This window comes from Paenibacillus sp. FSL K6-1330, from assembly GCF_037976825.1.
Taxonomy (GTDB): domain Bacteria; phylum Bacillota; class Bacilli; order Paenibacillales; family Paenibacillaceae; genus Paenibacillus_AQ.
Window position 1 is genome coordinate 6,512,395 of the sequence record NZ_CP150269.1, and the last position, 19,232, is coordinate 6,531,626.

Annotated in this window: 14 protein-coding genes; 4 read left to right on the forward strand and 10 right to left on the reverse strand. The window is 51.9% G+C overall.

Annotated features, from left to right (window positions below; translation table 11 throughout):
• Positions 1–44: 44 nt before the first annotated feature.
• Positions 45–839: a sulfite exporter TauE/SafE family protein gene (locus tag NYE54_RS29765; RefSeq protein WP_083659800.1), complete on the reverse strand. Its 795-nt coding sequence runs from the start codon at positions 837–839 to the stop codon at positions 45–47.
• A gap of 122 nt (positions 840–961) precedes the next feature.
• Between NYE54_RS29765 and NYE54_RS29770 the strand changes: the two genes are divergently transcribed.
• Positions 962–1,141: a hypothetical protein gene (locus NYE54_RS29770; protein WP_076325467.1), complete on the forward strand. Its 180-nt coding sequence runs from the start codon at positions 962–964 to the stop codon at positions 1,139–1,141.
• A 46-nt stretch (positions 1,142–1,187) separates the two neighbouring features.
• Here NYE54_RS29770 and NYE54_RS29775 read toward each other — a convergent pair whose 3' ends face one another.
• Both NYE54_RS29775 and NYE54_RS29780 read right to left on the reverse strand, forming a co-directional pair.
• Positions 1,188–1,748 (reverse strand): hypothetical protein, encoded by a 561-nt coding sequence (locus NYE54_RS29775; RefSeq protein ID WP_339268155.1) that lies wholly within the window; start codon positions 1,746–1,748, stop codon positions 1,188–1,190.
• Complete coding sequence (locus NYE54_RS29780; RefSeq protein ID WP_339268157.1) at positions 1,745–2,650, reverse strand: hypothetical protein; 906 nt, start codon at positions 2,648–2,650, stop codon at positions 1,745–1,747. Before NYE54_RS29780 ends, NYE54_RS29775 begins: the two co-directional genes overlap by 4 nt.
• 189 nt (positions 2,651–2,839) lie before the next feature.
• Between NYE54_RS29780 and NYE54_RS29785 the strand changes: the two genes are divergently transcribed.
• A complete protein-coding gene (locus NYE54_RS29785; protein WP_339268158.1) occupies positions 2,840–3,181 on the forward strand; it encodes a hypothetical protein in 342 nt (113 codons plus the stop codon).
• A 73-nt stretch (positions 3,182–3,254) separates the two neighbouring features.
• Here NYE54_RS29785 and NYE54_RS29790 read toward each other — a convergent pair whose 3' ends face one another.
• The 5 genes from NYE54_RS29790 to NYE54_RS29810 form a co-directional block, all read right to left on the reverse strand.
• Positions 3,255–5,444, reverse strand: a complete 2,190-nt coding sequence (locus NYE54_RS29790) for an alpha-galactosidase (protein WP_339268159.1) — start codon at positions 5,442–5,444, stop codon at positions 3,255–3,257.
• A gap of 50 nt (positions 5,445–5,494) precedes the next feature.
• Complete coding sequence (locus NYE54_RS29795; RefSeq protein WP_339268160.1) at positions 5,495–7,537, reverse strand: beta-galactosidase; 2,043 nt, start codon at positions 7,535–7,537, stop codon at positions 5,495–5,497.
• 152 nt (positions 7,538–7,689) lie between these two features.
• Positions 7,690–8,976, reverse strand: a complete 1,287-nt coding sequence (locus tag NYE54_RS29800) for an ABC transporter substrate-binding protein (protein ID WP_076325364.1) — start codon at positions 8,974–8,976, stop codon at positions 7,690–7,692.
• Positions 8,977–9,045: 69 nt separating this feature from the next.
• On the reverse strand, positions 9,046–9,885 hold the full coding sequence (locus tag NYE54_RS29805) for a carbohydrate ABC transporter permease (RefSeq protein ID WP_076325363.1): 840 nt from the start codon (positions 9,883–9,885) through the stop codon (positions 9,046–9,048).
• On the reverse strand, positions 9,886–10,767 hold the full coding sequence (locus tag NYE54_RS29810; RefSeq protein ID WP_076325362.1) for a sugar ABC transporter permease: 882 nt from the start codon (positions 10,765–10,767) through the stop codon (positions 9,886–9,888).
• Positions 10,768–10,899: 132 nt separating this feature from the next.
• Between NYE54_RS29810 and NYE54_RS29815 the strand changes: the two genes are divergently transcribed.
• Both NYE54_RS29815 and NYE54_RS29820 read left to right on the forward strand, forming a co-directional pair.
• Positions 10,900–12,735 (forward strand): sensor histidine kinase, encoded by a 1,836-nt coding sequence (locus NYE54_RS29815; protein WP_339268162.1) that lies wholly within the window; start codon positions 10,900–10,902, stop codon positions 12,733–12,735.
• On the forward strand, positions 12,713–14,350 hold the full coding sequence (locus tag NYE54_RS29820; protein ID WP_339268164.1) for a response regulator: 1,638 nt from the start codon (positions 12,713–12,715) through the stop codon (positions 14,348–14,350). The genes NYE54_RS29815 and NYE54_RS29820 overlap by 23 nt, the downstream gene beginning before the upstream one ends.
• A gap of 240 nt (positions 14,351–14,590) precedes the next feature.
• Here NYE54_RS29820 and NYE54_RS29825 read toward each other — a convergent pair whose 3' ends face one another.
• Both NYE54_RS29825 and NYE54_RS29830 read right to left on the reverse strand, forming a co-directional pair.
• Entirely contained in the window at positions 14,591–16,624 is a 2,034-nt protein-coding gene (locus NYE54_RS29825) for a beta-galactosidase (protein WP_339268166.1), read from the reverse strand.
• A 68-nt stretch (positions 16,625–16,692) separates the two neighbouring features.
• A complete protein-coding gene (locus NYE54_RS29830; protein ID WP_339268168.1) occupies positions 16,693–19,068 on the reverse strand; it encodes a glycoside hydrolase family 95 protein in 2,376 nt (791 codons plus the stop codon).
• Positions 19,069–19,232 lie beyond the last annotated feature (164 nt).

The following is a 19,232-nucleotide window of genomic DNA, read 5'->3' on the forward strand; positions in this document are numbered from 1 at the left end:
ATCTCCTCCTCTTCCCTATGATGAATAAGGTTCTACTTCTTTACTTACCCTAAAATATCGATCCAGATCTTCACGGCCGTAACTGCAATGAGAATCGCCAAGGCATACCGCAGCAGTCGGACGTTCATCTTGCGACTGATGATGGCGCCGATGGGAGCACCCATCAAGCTTCCGGCAACCGCGAACAGGGACGGCCAGATCGGAATGTCGCCCGAGGCGATTTTGCCAATGACACCCCCGACCGCAGACAGAAAAACGATCGCGAGCGAGGAGGCGATGGTTATCCGTGTCGGTATCTTAAGAATCGTCAGCATGATGGGTATCAGGATAAAGGCACCTCCAGCGCCGACAATCCCCGCAATGCCGCCGACGATAAAGGCGGCTCCCATCGCAATCCCTGAATGATAGGTCACCTCGTTAACCGACCTATTTTCCATAGTTGCCCGGGTCGGCACAATCATCAATAACACCGCGATAACCGCCAGAAAACCGTAGATCACGTTAATCATACCGCTTGTCATCAGCATCGAGGACAGACTCCCGATCAGACTGCCAACCAGGGTGCTTACCCCCATCTGAATGACCAATGGCTTGTGAAAATACGACTCACCGCCGCGCGAACTCATCCGGTTGGTGATCATGCCTGACAATGAGGCGAAAAATACCTGCAGCATGCTGATGGACGCCACCTCCTTGGAGGTAAAGGCCTCCAGTCCAAACCAGGAAGGAACATAGAGCAGCAAAGGAAAGTTAATAATCGCCCCGCCAATTCCCAGCAATCCTGAGAAAAAAGAACCGATGATACCTATAAAGATCATAACTACAAGTTGCACTATCAAGGTGATCGATCTCCGTTCAATTTAATATCGTGACCGCGCACATTGCTATTGAATGTACCCCATTGTTGATTTATAATAAAACCAAGTATTTATATCGGAAATTGAGGAGGTATGTGGTGATCATGTTGAATAAGCTGAAATTCCTCTTCCAGGACCGTTGCCCTGACTGCGAGCAGAAGCTGATCTCCAGACAGGAAGACATGGCTACGATCAAGCATTGCCCGGATCACCACTACACCGAAGAAACATATAACCAGCTGGGAGTTACGATTGTTTATCATCCCAGCAAAGATAACAGTTAAACTTTGTTTAAACTCCGTTAGCTATTTCGGACTGAGATCTTTGGATTTATTCCGTTCCCTCTGCCCATTCCCGTCCGGCAAGCCTGACCAGAAGCATAACCGCGATCTCGGCAACCATCACTACGAGCGAGCACATAAAAATCACAGGGATCATATCGCCCGAATCCAGATTTAAAATGAACGGGTAGGCGATAAGCCATAGCAGCTGCGCGGCCATAAACAAGTGCCCCCGAAAGCGAGCCTTATGATCCAGTCCGGATTCGGCACCTGCGGAATTGGCTTGAATGCCTCTACAGATTCCAAAAATCAGTACCATATGCAAGCAGATGGCAGGCAGTTGAATCAGCAGCTCCTCTACCGATTGCATAGGCACGCCGCCTGTCTTCACCTCAGGAAACCAGAATAATGAAAGAACCGACCAGATCAGCAGCAGCCAAGCGGATAGATGCCCTGCCTTAAAATATCCGTTCAACGCCTGAAGCCTCCATAATCCCGAAGCAATCAACAGGTATCCCAGCAATTCCGGCAGCAAGTCCACCGTTTCCAGCTTAAAGTCGACAAGTACAAGCAGCAGCCCCCACACGATGCGATAACAAGCGCTTCTCATGGTTTCCTCCTGCTTTCCCGAACAAATTCCGTCATTTCTCGATCCATCGGACTTGGATGATAAGGAATCATCGTATCTCCATACCAAAAGCGACGGCCGTCCTCCAAAAAGGTGGTTCTTAATATCAACTGATATACCTGCATGCTCTTCTCAAGCGACATATCAAATTGGTGGCTGATTCTAATGGAATCCCCTTTATTAATCTGGAATGGAAGCTGAATCTCATTGATAGGTTCACCTCTTAACTCGATGTGCGCTTCCGAAGGTTGAGACCGGTAACTAGTACCCGGTATTTGTCTGGAAATGTCGACAAAGATTCGGAGATCTCCATTCTCTGCGATATCGAGCAATTTCGAGGAGAACGCCGTTAACTGAAGCGGCCGACTCACGACGGCAGATTCATAGCCCGAGTTATCGGAAGAGGATCCGCCGGACGTCCCTGATATCGGATCTTGATCTTCCTGATCATATACGCCAGGCCATACGTAAATCTCTCCGATATCCACTTGTTCCGAGGTTCCATCAGAGTAAAGGGCGGTAATCTCTCGAACGAGAACCGGCTCCTTCCTCTGCTCTCCTGCCCCTTCTTTCCCCGGGGCGGGTTTATTTAAATTCACCATCATTTTTCCCAGGCACTGTCTCTGATACTCAGCATATTGAGGGTATGGCGTTACGATCTGTTCGGGATAACCTTCGATCCGGATGGAGCTTAGCGTCTTGTCTGCTCTTTTGTCCTCTACATAATACAAGTCAAATACACTGCCTCCCCCTTCCCTTGTTTCCACATGATGCTCAAGGAATACGGTTCTTCCCAGTTGGTTGGCTTCATAATACCAGACATTCCCGACCCAGCTGCAGGCTACGAACAGGATGGCGAGAACATAATACCATTTCTTGCTCATAGCGCCTCCTTATGTATCATGCGATTGTTCCATATTATTAAACTATCTTAACACGTAAATAGATGAAGAGGGTTTGATCAGCGTTAATTTTTCATATGATTCTGACGAAGGAACTCCATGAATTTGAAATAAGGTTATGACTTCATGGACAGACTATTTGAAGCCACCCTAAAATCAAGGAAGGTGTTCATGATGAATCCATCGATCGAAGAGGTCACCCATTGGCTTCAATCCAAAAGCAATCACACCCTGCACATATCCAAGCAAGAAGAGAAGGATCAGGACCAGATTGAAATACAGCTGGAACGATTTGAACACCAGCAGCATCAAGAGCAGTCCATCGACGGTTATGGAGACCACCATGCGCTCCTGCTCCACGGCCCCGGCGTGGTCATCACCGCCGGCCATGAAGCCCCGCTGCCAAGCAATTCCTTTGTCATCGGACTGGACGGGTTAACGGCTGCGGACATCCAAGACCGTCAAGTGGTGCTCACAACGGACCGGGGCACTTATTCGATCACGGCAACCTGAGGGCAGCCGGCATGAAACAGCAAGAACCGCCAGAGTTGTTGCATCTCTGGCGGTTCTTTTGGTTTTATTCAGCTCACACTCGTTTGAACCTCCAGATAAAGCTCTGGAAATCCCCATGCATCGCGGGAATGGCCAATCCGGCGTTCATCAGTCGGTCTCCGCCATAGATGTTCCCGTCTTCTTCGCACCGATAATCTCCATCCCCATCCAGCCCGGCCGTACGCAGCCAAACAATCGGCTCATTCGCCTCGCTTAAGATGCGGAAGTAATACAGCACCGCTTCCGAGCGGTCCTCGGAGACGATGGTCCAGGCAGCTTCGTTCCCTTCGAACGGATTCCGAAGGCGGTAGAAATCCCCGAACTGTACCAGATGCCGAATCTCTTTATACTGTTTTACCTGCTCGCGGACCTCTTCCTTCTCCTGCTCACTGAAGGCTGTCAGGTCCAGCTCATATCCGAAATTGCCCGACATCGCCGCATGACCTCTCGTACGCAGCGAAGTATGCCGGTGCACCTGATGATTCGGAACGGCGGACACATGGGCTCCCATGGAGCTAAGAGGATACACAAGGCTCGTTCCGTATTGAATCTTCAATCGACTGACGGCATCAGAGTTATCGCTTGTCCACGTCTGGGGCATGTAATACAGCATCCCCGGATCATAGCGTCCGCCACCGCCGGAGCAGCTCTCAAACAAAATATGCGGGAACTCCGTCGTCAGCTGCTCCATCACCCGATACAATCCCAGCATATAACGATGGGCTGTTTCCCGCTGGCGTTCAGGCGGCAGCGCGGCCGACCCGATCTCCGTCATGTTCCGGTTCATGTCCCATTTCACATAGGTGATCGGCGCACTTTGCAGGATGCTCCGAACCATATCGGCCACCGCATCGCCTACTTCCTGGCGGGAGAAGTCCAGGATCAGCTGCTGTCTGCCTTCCGTTCGCCGGCGTCCTTCCACATGCAGGCACCAGTCCGGATGCTGACGGTACAGATCGCTATCCGGCGAAATCATCTCGGGCTCAAACCATAAGCCAAACTGCATATCGAGATCGCGAACCCGCTTCACGAGATCCTCAAGGCCTTCCGGCAGCTTGTTCTTGTCAACGACCCAATCTCCGAGGGAAGTCGTATCGTCATTTCGCTTGCCGAACCATCCGTCATCCAGCACAAACAACTCGATGCCGAGATCCCGTCCGACGCTGGCGATTTGTTCGATTTTATCCGCATTAAAGTTAAAGTAGGTCGCTTCCCAGTTGTTAACCAGCACTGGGCGCGTAGCATCCCGGAATTTCCCCCGGCTCAGCCTTGAACGGTACATCTTATGATAGCGTCTGGACATGCCGCCCAAGCCTTCCGCCGAAAAAACCATCACCGCTTCCGGCGTCTGGAACGATTGTCCCGGCTCCAGCAGCCAGGAAAAATCAAACGGATTCAATCCCATCGTAACCCGGGCGGTTTCGTAATGATCCACCTCAACCTGTGCAGAGAAGCTGCCGCTGTATACAAGGCTGAAGCCGTACACCTCACCGTGCTCTTCGCCAGCGCCTTCGGACAGCAGCGCAAGAAACGGATTGTGGTTGTGGCTGCTTGAACCCCTCCGGCTCTCAATCCCCTGCATGCCGGGGGATAATCTTCTGCGCTGCACATGGCGCTCTCTCGCCCATGCTCCATGGAGATGCAGAAGGTCATAACAGCTATGATTCATATCCACGCTGGCGCTCATAGCCCGCAGCAGGGTGATGTTCTCCTTGCTGTCATTACGGAAGGACACGGAACGCGTAATGGCATCGAACGCATTCATGACCGTATAAGACAAATAAATCGTCAATCCGCTTACCCGATCCAGCAGTTCCAGCTCCAGCGTATCCGCCTCAGCATCCTGTTCCGCGTATACGGCAGGCAAGCCTTCCAGCTTCGGTTTGCCGCTGTAGATCCGGTGACGGACATATTCCGCTTCGGTGACCGTGGTCCCGTTAGCCAGCTGTACCTGGTACGCAGGCTGCCGGAAATCGCCGCTGCCGTAGCCCGGGTATTCCTGTGGCAAACTGTCCAGGGAAAAGGATGCATCCTCGCGAAACGGCGACGGTGAAAAGGATGCTCTGCCCCTCCGTTCCAGCAACCCGCCGATGCGGTGATCGCGAATCCGCCGCCCCCAATAGGCGTGCGCCGGATAGACGCCCCGCACAAGCTCAATCACATAACTTGACCGCTCGCTCTGGAGATGGAATATCCCCAGATCTTCATGAAAATGTATACTCACTGCTTTTTGCCCCCTAACCCAAGGTCCGAGTTAAATCTCCATGTTCCGTTTTAAGACCCTACGGCGGTCGTCCGTTCCAGAATCATGACGTCCCTTCCCGGAATCGTGACATGGCCTGAAATCTGCCGGCTACCCAGGAGATCGAATTGATTGGCAGAACCTGCATCAAACGTCATCTCTTCGGCATTGTGGTTCATAATGAACAAGTAGGAGTTCCCATCCTTCACCCGTTCCACCACCTCTACCCCGGCAGGTGTATTCAGCAGCGGCTTCACACCCTGTTCTTCGCACAGATTAGCAAGAAATGCCTGCAGGAACTGCGAATCCGGACTGCTCGCCACATAATAGGCCTGCCCTTCGCCAAACGCATTCTTCGTTAGAACAGGAGTGCCTTTATAGAAGTCGGATCCGTACTCAGCCAGAATCTCTGCCGTCTCCGCATGGATGACGTCACACAAAATTCCACATGGATAACTTCCACGCAGTGATCCCCAATCCTGCTTCATATGGATCTGATTTTGCTGCCCGGGAAGCAGGGCATCGATCTCCTCGGCCCAGATGCCAGTCACCTTGCGCAGTTCGCCGGGATGACCTCCCAGGGTCACCAGATCATGCTCATTGACGATGCCGCTGAAGAAGGTCGTCACAAAGGTTCCGCCCCGGGATACAAACTGCTCCACGCGCTGGGCAACGCCCGGCTTCACCATATACATCACGGGGGCAATCACCACATCGTACTTGCTCAGGTCCTCCTCGAAGCTGATGATATCGGTCTGGATATTCAGCTGATACAGTGCATCATAATACTTATGAACCTCATCCACGTAGTTCAGGGCTTTGGAAGGTCCGCTTGACAGCTCCAGCGCCCAACGATTTTCCCAATCATACATAATCGCTACTTTGGCGTCCGATCGGGAGTCTAGCAGCTTATCTCCGAGCTGCTGCAGCTCGTGCCCCAGCTCCGCGCATTCCCGGAAGACCCGGGTATGCTCATGTCCCACATGCTCAATCAATGCACCGTGGAACTTCTCGCATGCCCCCACGGAACGGCGGAGCTGGAAGAACATGATTGTATCTGCCCCATGGGCTACGGCCTGGTAACTCCACAATCTCATCACGCCGGGCCGTTTGGCGGAATTGTATGGCGACCAGTTTTGAACGCTCGGCGTCTGCTCCATCAGCATGAACGGCTGTCCACTTTTCAGTCCGCGCATCAGATTATGCGCCATCGCTGTAAAGCTTACCGGCGTATCAATCGCAGGATAGTTGTCCCAGGATACCACATCCATGTGCTTCGCCCACTCGAAGTAATCCAGCTCCGGATAAAATCCCATCAGATTGGTGGTGACCGGAATGTGCGGCGTAACCTTCTTCAGTTCTTCCTTCTCCAACCGATAACATGCCAGCAGGCTGTCAGATTGGAAACGGCGATAGTCCAGTGATATCCCTTGGAAGAAGGTCCGGTTTCCGCCGAATTCTTCACTGAGCGCGTTCGGTACCACAATCTCGTCCCATTCGTAAAAGGTATGACCCCAGAAGCCGGTATTCCATGCGGCATTCAACTTATCGAGCGTCCCGTAACGCTCTTTCAGCCAGACGCGGAACTGCTGCTCGCAGTTGTCGCAATAACAATACCCGCCGTACTCATTCGAGACGTGCCAGATGACCAGTGCCGGATGATCCTTGTAACGCTCAGCCAGCTTACGCGCCATCAGCATCGAATATTTGCGATACGTCGGACTGTTCGGACATGAATTATGACGACCGCCGAATTTGCGTTTGCGTCCATCGTAGTCAACGCGCAGGATGTCCGGGTATTTCTTGGCCATCCAAGCCGGATGCGCCCCCGTGCTGGTTGCCAAGCAGACATGAACCTGCTCCTCGGCCAGCCGATCCATCATTTCATCAAGCCACGTGAAATCATAGCTGTTCTCATCACGCTGCGTTCTGGCCCAGGAAAATACATTGAGGGTCGCCACATCAACACCGGCCAGTTCAAACATCCGCAGGTCCTCTTCCATCGTTGCCTTATCCCATTGCTCGGGATTATAGTCCCCGCCATACCATATCTTAGGGAAATGTTGATTAATCATTGAAATGCCTCCTTCATCGTTCTTTAGCTAAGAAAACCGTATCTATCGACGTACTTTGAATCTTAAAGAAAAGAGGCACCATCCCATGTCATGTTGGACAGGAATCATACCTCTTATGAACGATTAGCTAACTTTGATTAGAGCATTGCTCCTTACTTTTTCAGACTATCCCAGGATGTCTGCATATCCTCAAGCATCTTGTTCGCATCGGATTTGCCTGCGAAGAAGGCCTGCATCGCGCCGGAGAATTCCTGGGCTACACCGTCAGGGAACTTCGCGGATTGTCTTGGCAGTACTTTGCCAGCTTGCACGTACTCCCACACGGCTGAACCCAGATCGCCCATGTCCTCAGGTGTTGCTTCGATTGTCTTCAAGGCCGGGATGAATTTGAATTTTTTGACGATGTACTCTTTACCGATATCGGATGTGACAAACCAGTTAAGGAAGATCTTCGCTTCTTCCTTCGATGCGGAATCCTTGTTGATGACCAGGTTCGCAGGTACCCCTACGTTCAGCTTGTCATTTAGCTCCGCATTGTCGCCAAGCGGCATCGGCAGGTAGCCAAGATTCAGGTCCGGATTGATGGCATCAATCTCGGTTTGGGCCCAGTTGCCGTTCTGCATCATGGCTGTTTTCCCCGTAGCCAGCAGGGAAATGGCCGTATTGTAATCGGTGGTCAGCGGATTTTTGTTCCCGTGATCCAATGTCAGCTGCATCAGTTTGGCCCACTCTTCGAACTTCGCATTGCCCGCAAATTTTTGCGTGCCGTCGTTCAAGCCCTGGATAAAAGCATTCGGATCATCCTGCTGGGCAAACGCCGGGTTAATACCTTGGTTACCGATCAGCCACCATTCCTGGTAAGCGTTCGCAAAAGGAGTTATGCCTGCCGCTTCCAGCTTCTTCGCAGCATCTTCCAGTTGGGCATAGGTTTTAGGAAGCTCGGTAATGCCCGCCTGCTCAAACAAATCTTTATTGTAGATGTACCCCCAGCCTTCAAGGTTCATCGGCATGCCGTATACTTTACCGTCTTTGGTCATCGGCTCTTTTGCCATGTCCACCAGATCGTTCACCCAAGGCTGATCGGACAGATCCTCCAGGCGGTCAATCCACATCTCCATCTCGGCGTCGCCGCCATTGGAGAAAATATCAGGCGCATCGTTGGATGCGAATTTCGTTTTCAGTGCAGCACCGTAGTCAGCACCGCCGCCTACTGTTTGAATATCAAGCTTGATGTTCGGATATTCCTTCTCGAATTCAACCTTGAGTTCATTCAGGCCGTCCACGATCTCGGTTTTGAATTGGAAAATCTTAACCGTCTTAACTTCGCCGGAAGCTCCATCCGAGCTTCCGCCCTGACCTTCCTCCGACTTGCCGCCGCAAGCCGCAAGCAGCAGCGAAAAAGCCAGCAGCATCACGAGAGATAATTTCATTTTGTTCATCTTTACTACCCCCTAGTATTGTTTATATATAAAGATGGGAAAACCGATTTGGGAGAAGCCAGGCTGCCATTACCCCTTAACGGAGCCGGCAGCGACGCCTTCAACAATGTACTTCTGTAATGACAGGAAGAAGATGATAATCGGCGTGATGCCCAGCACGAGCGCTGGCAGCGCCATATCCCACTGCTTCGAATACTGCCCGAAGAAGGCAAAGGTCGCAAGCGGAATGGTCCGCAGTTCCGGACTTTGCAGGATCAAGGATGGCAGCAGGTAGTCGTTCCAGACCCACAGACAGTTCAGGATAATGACCGTCACCATCATAGGTTTCAGCATAGGCAAAACGATACGGCCAAATACTCTGAACGGAGAAGCTCCGTCGACCGTGGCGGCCTCCTCGATTTCAAGCGGAATACCTTTCACGAAACCGTGGAATAGGAAGACCGACAACGGGATACCGAGTCCCAGATAACTGAGAATCAAACCCACGATACTGTTGTTAACACCCAGGAAGTTAATGACCTGCAGCAAGGGAATCATTATGGATTGGAACGGAATGACCATGGCCGATACGAACAGCATGAACACGATTTGATTGAATCTCGTATTGGACCGAACCATTCGGTAAGCCGCCATCGCACTCAACAGGGCGATGATCAGGTTGCTGATGACCGTAATGATGACGGAATTCACGAACGCTTCCGGGAAGCGGGTCATTTCCCAAGCCTTGCTGTAGTTGTCAAAGTGAAAGGCGGTTGGCCAGTTGGCCGCGTCGACCATAATATCGCCCAGCGATTTGACCGAGTTCACCAGCAGGAAGTAAAAGGGCGCCAGGAAAATCAGCGCAATAATGACCATCACAATCTGAAGTACAATCGTGGAAGCCGACATAGGAGGTTTCTTCGATCTCATTTAAGCTTCAACCTCCTTCTGCTTCGTTAATCGAACTTGAATGAGCGTGATGACGGCAACAACCAGGAAGAAGATCAGGGACTTGGCTGTTCCGAGTCCATACCGGTTGTTCAGGAATGCCTCATTGTACACGTTCATAGCCAGCGACTCCGTGGAGCGGTATGGTCCGCCCTTCGTGAGCGACAGGTTCAGGTCGAACATTTTGAAGGACCAGGATATCGCCAAGAATAAACATACGGTGACCGCCGGCATGATGAGCGGAACGATGATGCTCTTGAGCACTTGAAACCGGTTCGCTCCATCAATCTCGGCAGCTTCCATGACTTCCTTGGACACATTCGTAATGGACGCGATGTAGATGACCATCAGATAGCCTGACGATTGCCATACAAAGACCATGACGATGCCCCAGAAGCCAGTTACTTCGTCTCCCAGCCATGGAAGATTAAAGAACGGAATCCCCGTTGCCTCGCCAACGGTGGCAAAGCCCTTTATGAAGATAAACTGCCAGATGAAGCCGAGCAGCAATCCACCGATCACGTTTGGCATGAAGAAGATCGTCCGCAGCCAGTTGCGCGCCCTAATATTTTTCGTTAAGAAGTAGGCCAGGAAAAAACCGACCAGGTTCGTTAGAACCACGCCAACGATCGTAAACTTGGTGGTAAACCAGAAGGACTGTGCGAATGCGCTGTCATTTGTGAAAATCTGTTTGAAATTGTCCAGCCCGACCCATTCAACATTCCCCGATACACCATTCCAGTTGGTAAACGAGTAATACATCCCCATTACAAATGGGATAATGATCGTCATACCGAAAAACAGCAGCGCGGGTCCGATATAAACCAACTGCTGCGTCAAGGCAGCCGTTCTCTTGCTATTCATGTAAATCCCCCTCCGCTTGTCCTCTCGTTTCTCTATCCATTTCTCTATGATTTAATTATGCTAAGATGAAGACCTTGGGACTACCACAGGATGTGAACTAAATGGTATAGAAAATTGATCGGCGGTGAATTTATGAACTGGAATTGGAACAGCATTCGCACGAAATTGATTACCTTTATGATCATGGCTACCATCATTCCAACCACCATCTCCATGATCATCAGCTATGTCATGACAACCAACTCGCTCAAGGAACGGGCCGTTGTTGAGAATATGAACCTTCTCTATCAGGGACGGTTGAATTTGGAGAGCTATTTGGAAGACATGAACCGGAATTCCCTTACGGTTTATTCGGATCCGGATTTTTTCCGCAGCCTTTATTATAGTCATGAGAACATCAATGCCAGCGGTAGGCAGTCCGCCACGCTGCAGTCCATTCATAAAGCCATCGGCGGCGCAAGACAGGTCTATCTCTATGTCGACGGCAAAAGAGAGGCCACGTTGTTCGCCCAGGATATCGCCAGAAAAACGAGTGATGTCAACCTCTATTCCGAAATTCCCAATCTCGGTAACGATACGGTGGTTTTACAGCCGCCCCATCCCCTTCACACGTATGGCTTTCAGTTAGCTTATCCCTATGAAGCCAATAAACAAGTATTCACCATGTACCGGGTCATTGAACGCGTCCCATCTACCGAGCGATTAGGCATTCTCGCCATCGATATGGATATGAATTTCCTGAGCCGGATCAGCGATCAGCTGTTCCAGCCCGAACATGAGCAGCTATATATTACGAATGAAGCCGGGTATATCATGTATGCCGGCCATGGCGAGATGCTGGGACAGCAAATTCAAACGGAATGGTACGACAGCATCAAGCAATCCGGCAAGAAGGAAGGCCATTTCGAATATGACAACAAAATCTATTTATATAACAATATCAAGACGTCGATCAGCGACTGGACAATGATCAAGGAGGTTCCTTCCTCCTATATTCTAAGCAGCGCCGACAAAGCAGCCTTCGTCAATATTTTGCTGATCGGCGTGTCCCTGATTCTCATCATCGCCGCCACGATCTGGATTTCGGTCTACATCACGGCGCCGATCCGGGAATTGGTAGGCCTCATGAGCCAGGTCAAAAGCGGACGAATGACCGTGGATATCTCCTCCAGCCGCAAAGACGAAATCGGAACTCTCCACCGCAGGTTCGGGAGCATGATGGATACGATCAACAATCTCATCTTGCAGGAATACAAGCTGAAGCTGGCGAACCGGACCAACCAGCTCCGCGCGCTGCAAGCGCAGGTAAACCCGCATTTTATGAACAATGCGCTGCAAACCATCGGCACCCTTGCGCTTGAGCATGGCATGAAGAGGATCTACTCCCTGATCTCCGCTCTTGCCCGGATGATGAGATACAGCATGTACAATACGGACAAGCCGGTCACGCTAGCCACAGAGCTCGATCATATCAAGGATTACGTGGAGCTGCAGAAAGAACGATTTGAGAATCAGTTCGACTTCCGTTACGATGTGGATGAGTCGACTTTGCAGGTGTTGATCCCGAAAATGCTGGTTCAGCCGCTGATCGAGAACTTTTTCAAGCATGGCATGAACCCCTTGGCGGAAAACAATTACATCGCGCTGAAAAGTAAGCGCCTGTCGGCCTCCATCGTGCAGATCACGGTCGAGGATAACGGTAACGGAATGCAGGATGAGCCGTTCCAAACCCTTCAGGAGCACTTGCTTCGGATGGAAGAAATAGATCTGGAACAGCTTCAGGTTCTTTCCGAAATGGAAACGGAAGACAGCAGCGGGATCGGACTCAGCAACATCATGACAAGGTTGAGACTGTATTATCGTGGAAAATCCAAGTTCAGCATCGAAAACAACCAGCCGCATGGCTTTCGTGTTGTACTGACTATAAATGTGGAAGGTGAAACGGATGAAGGCATTGATCGTGGATGACGAGTCTCGCGTGCGTAAAGCCATCCGACTGCTGGTCCAGTGGGAAACGCATGGGATTACCGATATTGAGGAAGCCGCCAATGGTCTTGAGGCGATGAAGCTGATTCCGGCGTTCCGGCCGAGCCTCGTGCTGATGGACATGTTGATGCCGCTCAAAAACGGCGTAGATCTCATGGAATGGATTCACAAGAATTACCCGGATATCAAATTCATTGTCATTAGCGGGCATGACGACTTCGAATTCGTACGCAACACCATCTGGTACAGCGGCACGGATTATATCCTCAAGCCCATCGAGGAAGCCGTCATCAACCAAGCGGTCGCCAAGGCGACTGCCGCCTGGAAAGCCGAGGAACGGGAACGCCTTGCGGCGCGGCAGCAGCATGTTCAGGTGAACGAATACCGGCCGGTTTATTCCGAGAAGCTGTTATCTAGCCTGGTTGATGACAAAAGCGCCCATTCCCAGGTGGTCAATCGCCTCAAGGATGAAGGCATCGTACCGGAGCAAACGCAGACGATACGCCTGGCCGTCATGCAGATGGACAAGTCAGATCATGCGCTTTATAGCCGCTTTGGCCATCATCAGGATTTGCTCATGTTTGCCCTGCTGAATATTTGCAATGAATTTCTGCAAAAGGACCGGATCGGGATCGCCTTCCGTCACTTCGGTTCACCTCACCAACTGGTTATTTTGTTGTGGGATCAGCTTGCCACGCTGCCCACACTGCTTCAAGAGATCAATAACGGGATGCACCGCACCTTGTCGCGCCACATGCACTTTGGCCTTAGTCCTGACGGTCAATACCCGGCAGACATTCCGGAATTGTATGACCGAAGCTCGTCCACCCTGCATCAGAGGGATTTAACGGTCCTAAATCACTTTATCCATGATACGGAGCAGCAGCTCCGATCGGGCGTTGACCATCATAAAGGCGCGCAGTTCAGCGGGTTTGAGGATACCTGGAAACTCGCCATACTTAGCGGCCAACCTGCTCCCATAACCGAAGCTGTAGAGTCATTCATCGCGGCTATTCGAAAAAGCAGCGTTCTTACGCCGGAGCTTCTGGAGCGTTGGGACCGCGATATCGAGAGATTTGCCAATCACGTGATTCATGAAACCGCTAACCCGTCGTCTGAAGCTTTGTTGAAATTGTACAAAGAGGAAAGCGCCACCATCGAGCGGCCAAGCCCGGACAAATATGTGTGCTCCCTGGCAGAGTGGCAGCAGTATTGGATTGAATTAATGAGCCTGCTGGCCTCGGCCGTGCAGTCCCAGAAGCAAACGGGACAGGACCTGATCCATGACATTACGACGTTTATCGAGCAAAATTATCAGAACGACGTGTCGCTGTATGATATTGCAAACCGATTTCATGTAAGTCGTGAGTACATTTCCCGCAAATTTAAGCAAAAGCATGGCATTAACATTCCGGAACATCTGAACCGGATCCGCATCTCCAAGGCCAAGGTCCTGCTGCAAAATCGAAGCCTAAAAATGGCAGCGATTTCCGAGATGGTCGGCTTCAAGAACGAGAAATATTTCAGTCTTGTTTTTAAAAAGCAAGAGGGCATCTCGCCGAAGGAATTCCGCAAGCTGCATGAGCAGGAAGCGTAGGCTGGACAGCGGTTTACCGCCGAAGGACTGAGAGCCTAGGCTGTTTAAGCATATCCGATCGACGCATTTTCTCAGAAGCTAGACCGCATGCAGCCTAAATTTTTCTTGCGGGATCAGGAGGGTAACCTCAGGCGTATATTAAAAAAATAAAGCAGAGAAAGCCGGGGATTCCCCGTCTTCTCTGCTTTTTTTGAGAGCGCTCCAAGCTATTTATTTTTCGTGTAAGCCCTCATGCTATCTCTACCCCAGCCGTTTCTCTAATATCATCACTCCGCGTGCCGGCACCTCGCAGGAATCTCGATGTTCTTCTTCTGTCAGCAGGTCAACATAGGTATCGCCTTCCAATGGCACGGGTTTGCTCTCCGGCATGTGATTAAGTACAAAGGTGAACTCCACGTCCTCCTTCACACGCTTTGTCACCTCAACGCCTTCCGGAGCTTTCAAGACGGGCTCAATGCCATGGTCGTTGCATATGGTTTGCATCAGGTCCTTCAGAAATTTAGGCTCTGGACTCGTGGCCACATACCATGCCTTCCCTTGCCCGAAGGAATTCACGGTTAACGATGGCGTCCCCTGATAGTAATCGGAGCCATATTCGGCAACGACTTCCGCTCCTTCAGCATGGATCACGTCACACAGAATTCCGCAGTCGTAGGTGCCCTTCAGTTGTCCCTTCGGCCCTCGCATCACCATCTGATTCTGCTGGCCCGGAAGCAGTGCATCAATCTCCTCGGCCCATATTCCCATTACCTTGCGCAGCTCGCCCGGATAACCGCCAAGCGTCACCAGATCATGCTCATTAACGATGCCGCTGAAGAAGGTCGTCACGAAGGTTCCGCCTTGCGATACAAAGGCCTCCACACGCTCTGCAAATCCCTGCTTTGCCATATACATCACCGGTGCGATGACAACGTCATATTTCCGGAAGTCCTCTTCCACGCTGATCATGTCAGTCTGGATATGCAGCTGATGCAGGGCATCGTAATATTTATGGACCTCATTCACGTAATTGAGGGCAACAGTCGGGCCGCTCGACAGATCGATGCCCCACCGGTTCTCCCAGTCGTAGATGATCGCGACTTTGGCGTCGGAACGGGCATCCAGAATACGGTCCCCAAGCTGCTGCAGCTCCTTGCCCAGCTCCGCGCACTCGCGGAATACGCGGGTAAACTCATGCCCTACATGTTCAATGACCGCGCCGTGATATTTCTCGCAGGCTCCGATCGAACGACGCAGCTGGAAGAACATCACCGTATCCGCGCCGTGGGCGACCGCTTGATAGCTCCACAACCGCATCACACCCGGACGTTTGGCCGAGTTATACGGCTGCCAGTTCTGGACGCTCGGCGTCTGCTCCATGAGCATAAAGGGCTGTCCTCCCTTAAGTCCCCGCATCAGAGCATGCGCCATGGCCGTATAGCTGTACGGTGTATCCAGGGACGGATAGTTGTCCCAGGATACAACATCCATCTCTTTGGCCCATTTGAAGTAATCCAGCTCCGGATAGAAGCCCATGAGATTCGTGGTCACCGGAATATCCGGCGTGATCCGCTTCAATTCATCCCGCTCCAGCTTATAGCAGTCCAGCAGGCTGTCCGATTGGAAACGGCGGTAATCCAGAGATATGCCTTGAAAATTGGTCCGGTTGCCGGACCACTCCTCGCTTAAAGCGTTAGGTACAACAATGTCCTCCCAGTCATAGAAGGTATGGCCCCAGAAGCGGGTATTCCATGCCTTGTTCACGGCATCCAGCGTGCCATAGCGCTGCTCAAGCCAAGCCCGGAATGCCGCGGCACAATTGTCGCAGTAACAGTACCCGCCATATTCGTTCGATACGTGCCAGATCAGGACTGCCGGATGATCCTTATAGCGTTCCGCCAGCTTGCCGGCCATGATTTTGGCGTATTTACGGTAAGTGGGGCTGTTCGGGCAGGAGTTATGGCGGCCGCCGAATTTGCGTTTACGGCCCTCGTAGTCGACGCGCAGCACATCCGGGTATTTACGCGCCATCCACGCCGGATGGGCCCCTGTGCTGGTTGCCAGACAGATATATATCCCGTTCCGGTACAGTCGATCGATCGTCTCATCCAGCCAGGCAAAATCGTACGTGTCCTCATCCGGCTGGCTCAAAGCCCAAGAGAATACATTAATGGTGGCTACATCGATACCCGCCAGCTTAAACATGCGGTCATCTTCCTTCCACGCTTCCGCATCCCATTGCTCGGGATTATAATCGCCGCCATACCACATTTTGGGCAATTTTTCGTTAATCATCTAGGGTTCAGCTCCTTTAGCTTCTTAAATTCCGTATCCAGTTCCCTATTCAAAAAGGCCTTGTTCGATCAATCCATGTTCACGCTGCCTTCGTCGGTGGCTGGCGTGATCCGGTAAGTCGCTCCGCTCACCGTTTCAAACGAGCCTTGCTCATCCGTCGTCACCACACTTCCGTCTTCCCTTCTAATAGCAAGCGGCACGGAACAGCTAATCCTACAGACTCGGCCATGCGTAGAGGTTACGCTCGCAGACGTAAGGATGCCTTCGCTCCATTCCATGTCCACAATAAACCCGCCACGAGCCTTTAACCCTCTTACGGAGCCTTCTGCCCAAGACTTCGGCAGCGCCGGCAGAAGCTGAATGGCGTCCAAATGACTCTGGAGCACCATTTCTACAACTCCGGCGGTGCCTCCAAAATTCGCATCGATCTGGAACGGAGGATGGTCTCCGAGCAGATTAGGATGCATGGAACGGGAAATCAGCGTCCGGACATAAACATACGCCTTGTCCGGTTGCTGTAATCGGGCAAACAGGTTGATCAGCCATACGCAGCTCCACCCCGTGTGCCCTCCTCCATGGTCGATGCGCGACATCAGCGTACGATAAGCGGCTTCCGCAAGCTGCGGCGTATCCTGAAGGGTTATGTCAGAGCCGGGGTACAGCCCATACAGATGGGATACGTGCCGATGTCCGGGCTCCGCTTCCGGATAAGGCTCGCTCCATTCCATGAGTTTACCCTCGGCATCGATGGCGTAAGGCAGCAGGCGTGCAACCGCTGCCTTCCATTCCTCCCGCAGCTCATCATCCTGCTCCAGCAGCTGTGATGCCTCAATACAGTTATGAAATATATCCCGAATGATGGCCATATCCATGGTGGAGCCTGCCGACACGCTGCAAGGCTGGCCGTCCGCAGTAAGAAACTGATTCTCCGGCGATGTCGACGGGCTGGTCACCAGATGCCCTTTCCCGTCTTCAGTAAGCCAATCCAGGCAAAATAATGCCGCATTCCTCATCAGCGGATAAGCCGTTTCCCGCAAATATTGGAGGTCCGGGTGAAATTGGTAACGCTCCCAAAGATGCCGGCACAGCCATGCACCGCCCATTGGCCAGAAAGCCCACATGGCTCTGCCATCGCTCGGGCTGGACATTCGCCATAGATCCACGTTATGGTGGGCGACCCATCCGCGGGCGCCGTAATGAATCTTCGCCGTCCGGGCACCGCTTACGCTAAGCTCCCGGATCATCTGGATCAGCGGCTCATGGCACTCGCTCAGATGGGTCGTTTCTGCAGGCCAGTAGTTCATCTCGGTATTGATATTCGTTGTATAATCACTATTCCATGGTGGCTGTACATGCGGATTCCATATGCCCTGCAGATGGGCGGGCTGTGTACCTGACCGGGAGCTGGCGATGAGCAAATATCTTCCGAATTGAAACATCAGCGCCTCGAGTGCAGCATCCTCTCGTCCCTCCCGGTACGCTTTCATCCGCTCGTCGGTGGCTAAAGCTTGTGCGGAACGCACACGCTCTGGACGGCCAAGCTGAAGCTTCACGCGTCTGAACAAGGCTTGATGGTCCTCGATATGCCGTGAGCGCAATTCTGTAAATCCATGCCGCATCGCGTCCTGGAGTCTCCCCCTGCATATACTGGACGGATCGGTTCCTTCAGAACCCGGAGATCGATCGAAGCCTTCAAAATTCGTGGCAGCCGCAATCAGCAGCGTGACCGAGCCTGCGCCGTTAATACGTATACCGCTGTTATCCACCGTAACCTGCCCGGTGTCCGTCAAGGCCAGCAGCCTCATTTCATACCGTATGCCAATCCCGTCTTCATAGAGCACCGACCCGGGGTGATCACCTCTGTAATTCTCAGCAATATGGGTGGGGGCTTGTCCATACAACACCAATGCTCCGTCTTCTGCACTACGGGTACCATGCTGCAGCGGTGAACGAAGCCCGATCTCTAATTGGATGGTTCCGCCGTTCGTGCTTGTATAACGGATAACCGCGACCTGATCAGGCGCACTGATGAACATTTCCCTGCTGAAGCGATCATCGGGACCGCCGGTTCGAAAGTGAGTGGATGCAATCCCTGTATCCAGATCCAGTGCTCGCCTGTAGTCCGTCCAGTGATCCCCTATTCCCGACTGTCGGATGACCAGGTCTCCTAAGGGCAAGAAGGACTCCGTGCTTCTGCCAACCATCTTGCCCTCAATCAACTGCTCGGCTTCGGCAAACTTCCCGGACGCAATCAGCTCTCTTGCCGCTGCCAAATGCCGGAGAGCCTCGTAATTATTCGTGTCCCGGGGAAATCCGGACCAAAGTGTATCTTCATTCCATTGAATGCGTTCTTCCTGAACGCCTCCGAATACCATAGCCCCAAGTCGGCCGTTTCCGAGCGGAAGCGCTTCTTCCCACCTGTCCGCGGGCTTCCGATACCACAAGGTTGTGTTCTTATTCTCAGCTGAATTCAGTGTAATCCCCCCTTATTCCAATTGATAAAGGTCTTCTCGATGAACCTCTCATATCCTTCATCCGCTGCTGTATTTCTTCTGTTAAATAACGGCACAATCGCTATAACAGTGACCCTTTCATGTAGCGGCAAAAG

What these genes read in the sequence shown, in the direction of transcription:
- NYE54_RS29815 (WP_339268162.1), top strand. Translation starts at nt 10,900, where the DNA reads ATGAACTGGAATTGGAACAGCATTCGCACGAAATTGATTACCTTTATG.
- NYE54_RS29770 (WP_076325467.1), top strand. Translation starts at nt 962, where the DNA reads ATGTTGAATAAGCTGAAATTCCTCTTCCAGGACCGTTGCCCTGACTGC.
- NYE54_RS29780 (WP_339268157.1), bottom strand. Translation starts at nt 2,650, where the DNA reads ATGAGCAAGAAATGGTATTATGTTCTCGCCATCCTGTTCGTAGCCTGC.
- NYE54_RS29785 (WP_339268158.1), top strand. Translation starts at nt 2,840, where the DNA reads ATGATGAATCCATCGATCGAAGAGGTCACCCATTGGCTTCAATCCAAA.
- NYE54_RS29800 (WP_076325364.1), bottom strand. Translation starts at nt 8,976, where the DNA reads ATGAACAAAATGAAATTATCTCTCGTGATGCTGCTGGCTTTTTCGCTG.
- NYE54_RS29775 (WP_339268155.1), bottom strand. Translation starts at nt 1,748, where the DNA reads ATGAGAAGCGCTTGTTATCGCATCGTGTGGGGGCTGCTGCTTGTACTT.
- NYE54_RS29820 (WP_339268164.1), top strand. Translation starts at nt 12,713, where the DNA reads ATGAAGGCATTGATCGTGGATGACGAGTCTCGCGTGCGTAAAGCCATC.
- NYE54_RS29795 (WP_339268160.1), bottom strand. Translation starts at nt 7,537, where the DNA reads ATGATTAATCAACATTTCCCTAAGATATGGTATGGCGGGGACTATAAT.
- NYE54_RS29805 (WP_076325363.1), bottom strand. Translation starts at nt 9,885, where the DNA reads ATGAGATCGAAGAAACCTCCTATGTCGGCTTCCACGATTGTACTTCAG.
- NYE54_RS29810 (WP_076325362.1), bottom strand. Translation starts at nt 10,767, where the DNA reads ATGAATAGCAAGAGAACGGCTGCCTTGACGCAGCAGTTGGTTTATATC.
- NYE54_RS29825 (WP_339268166.1), bottom strand. Translation starts at nt 16,624, where the DNA reads ATGATTAACGAAAAATTGCCCAAAATGTGGTATGGCGGCGATTATAAT.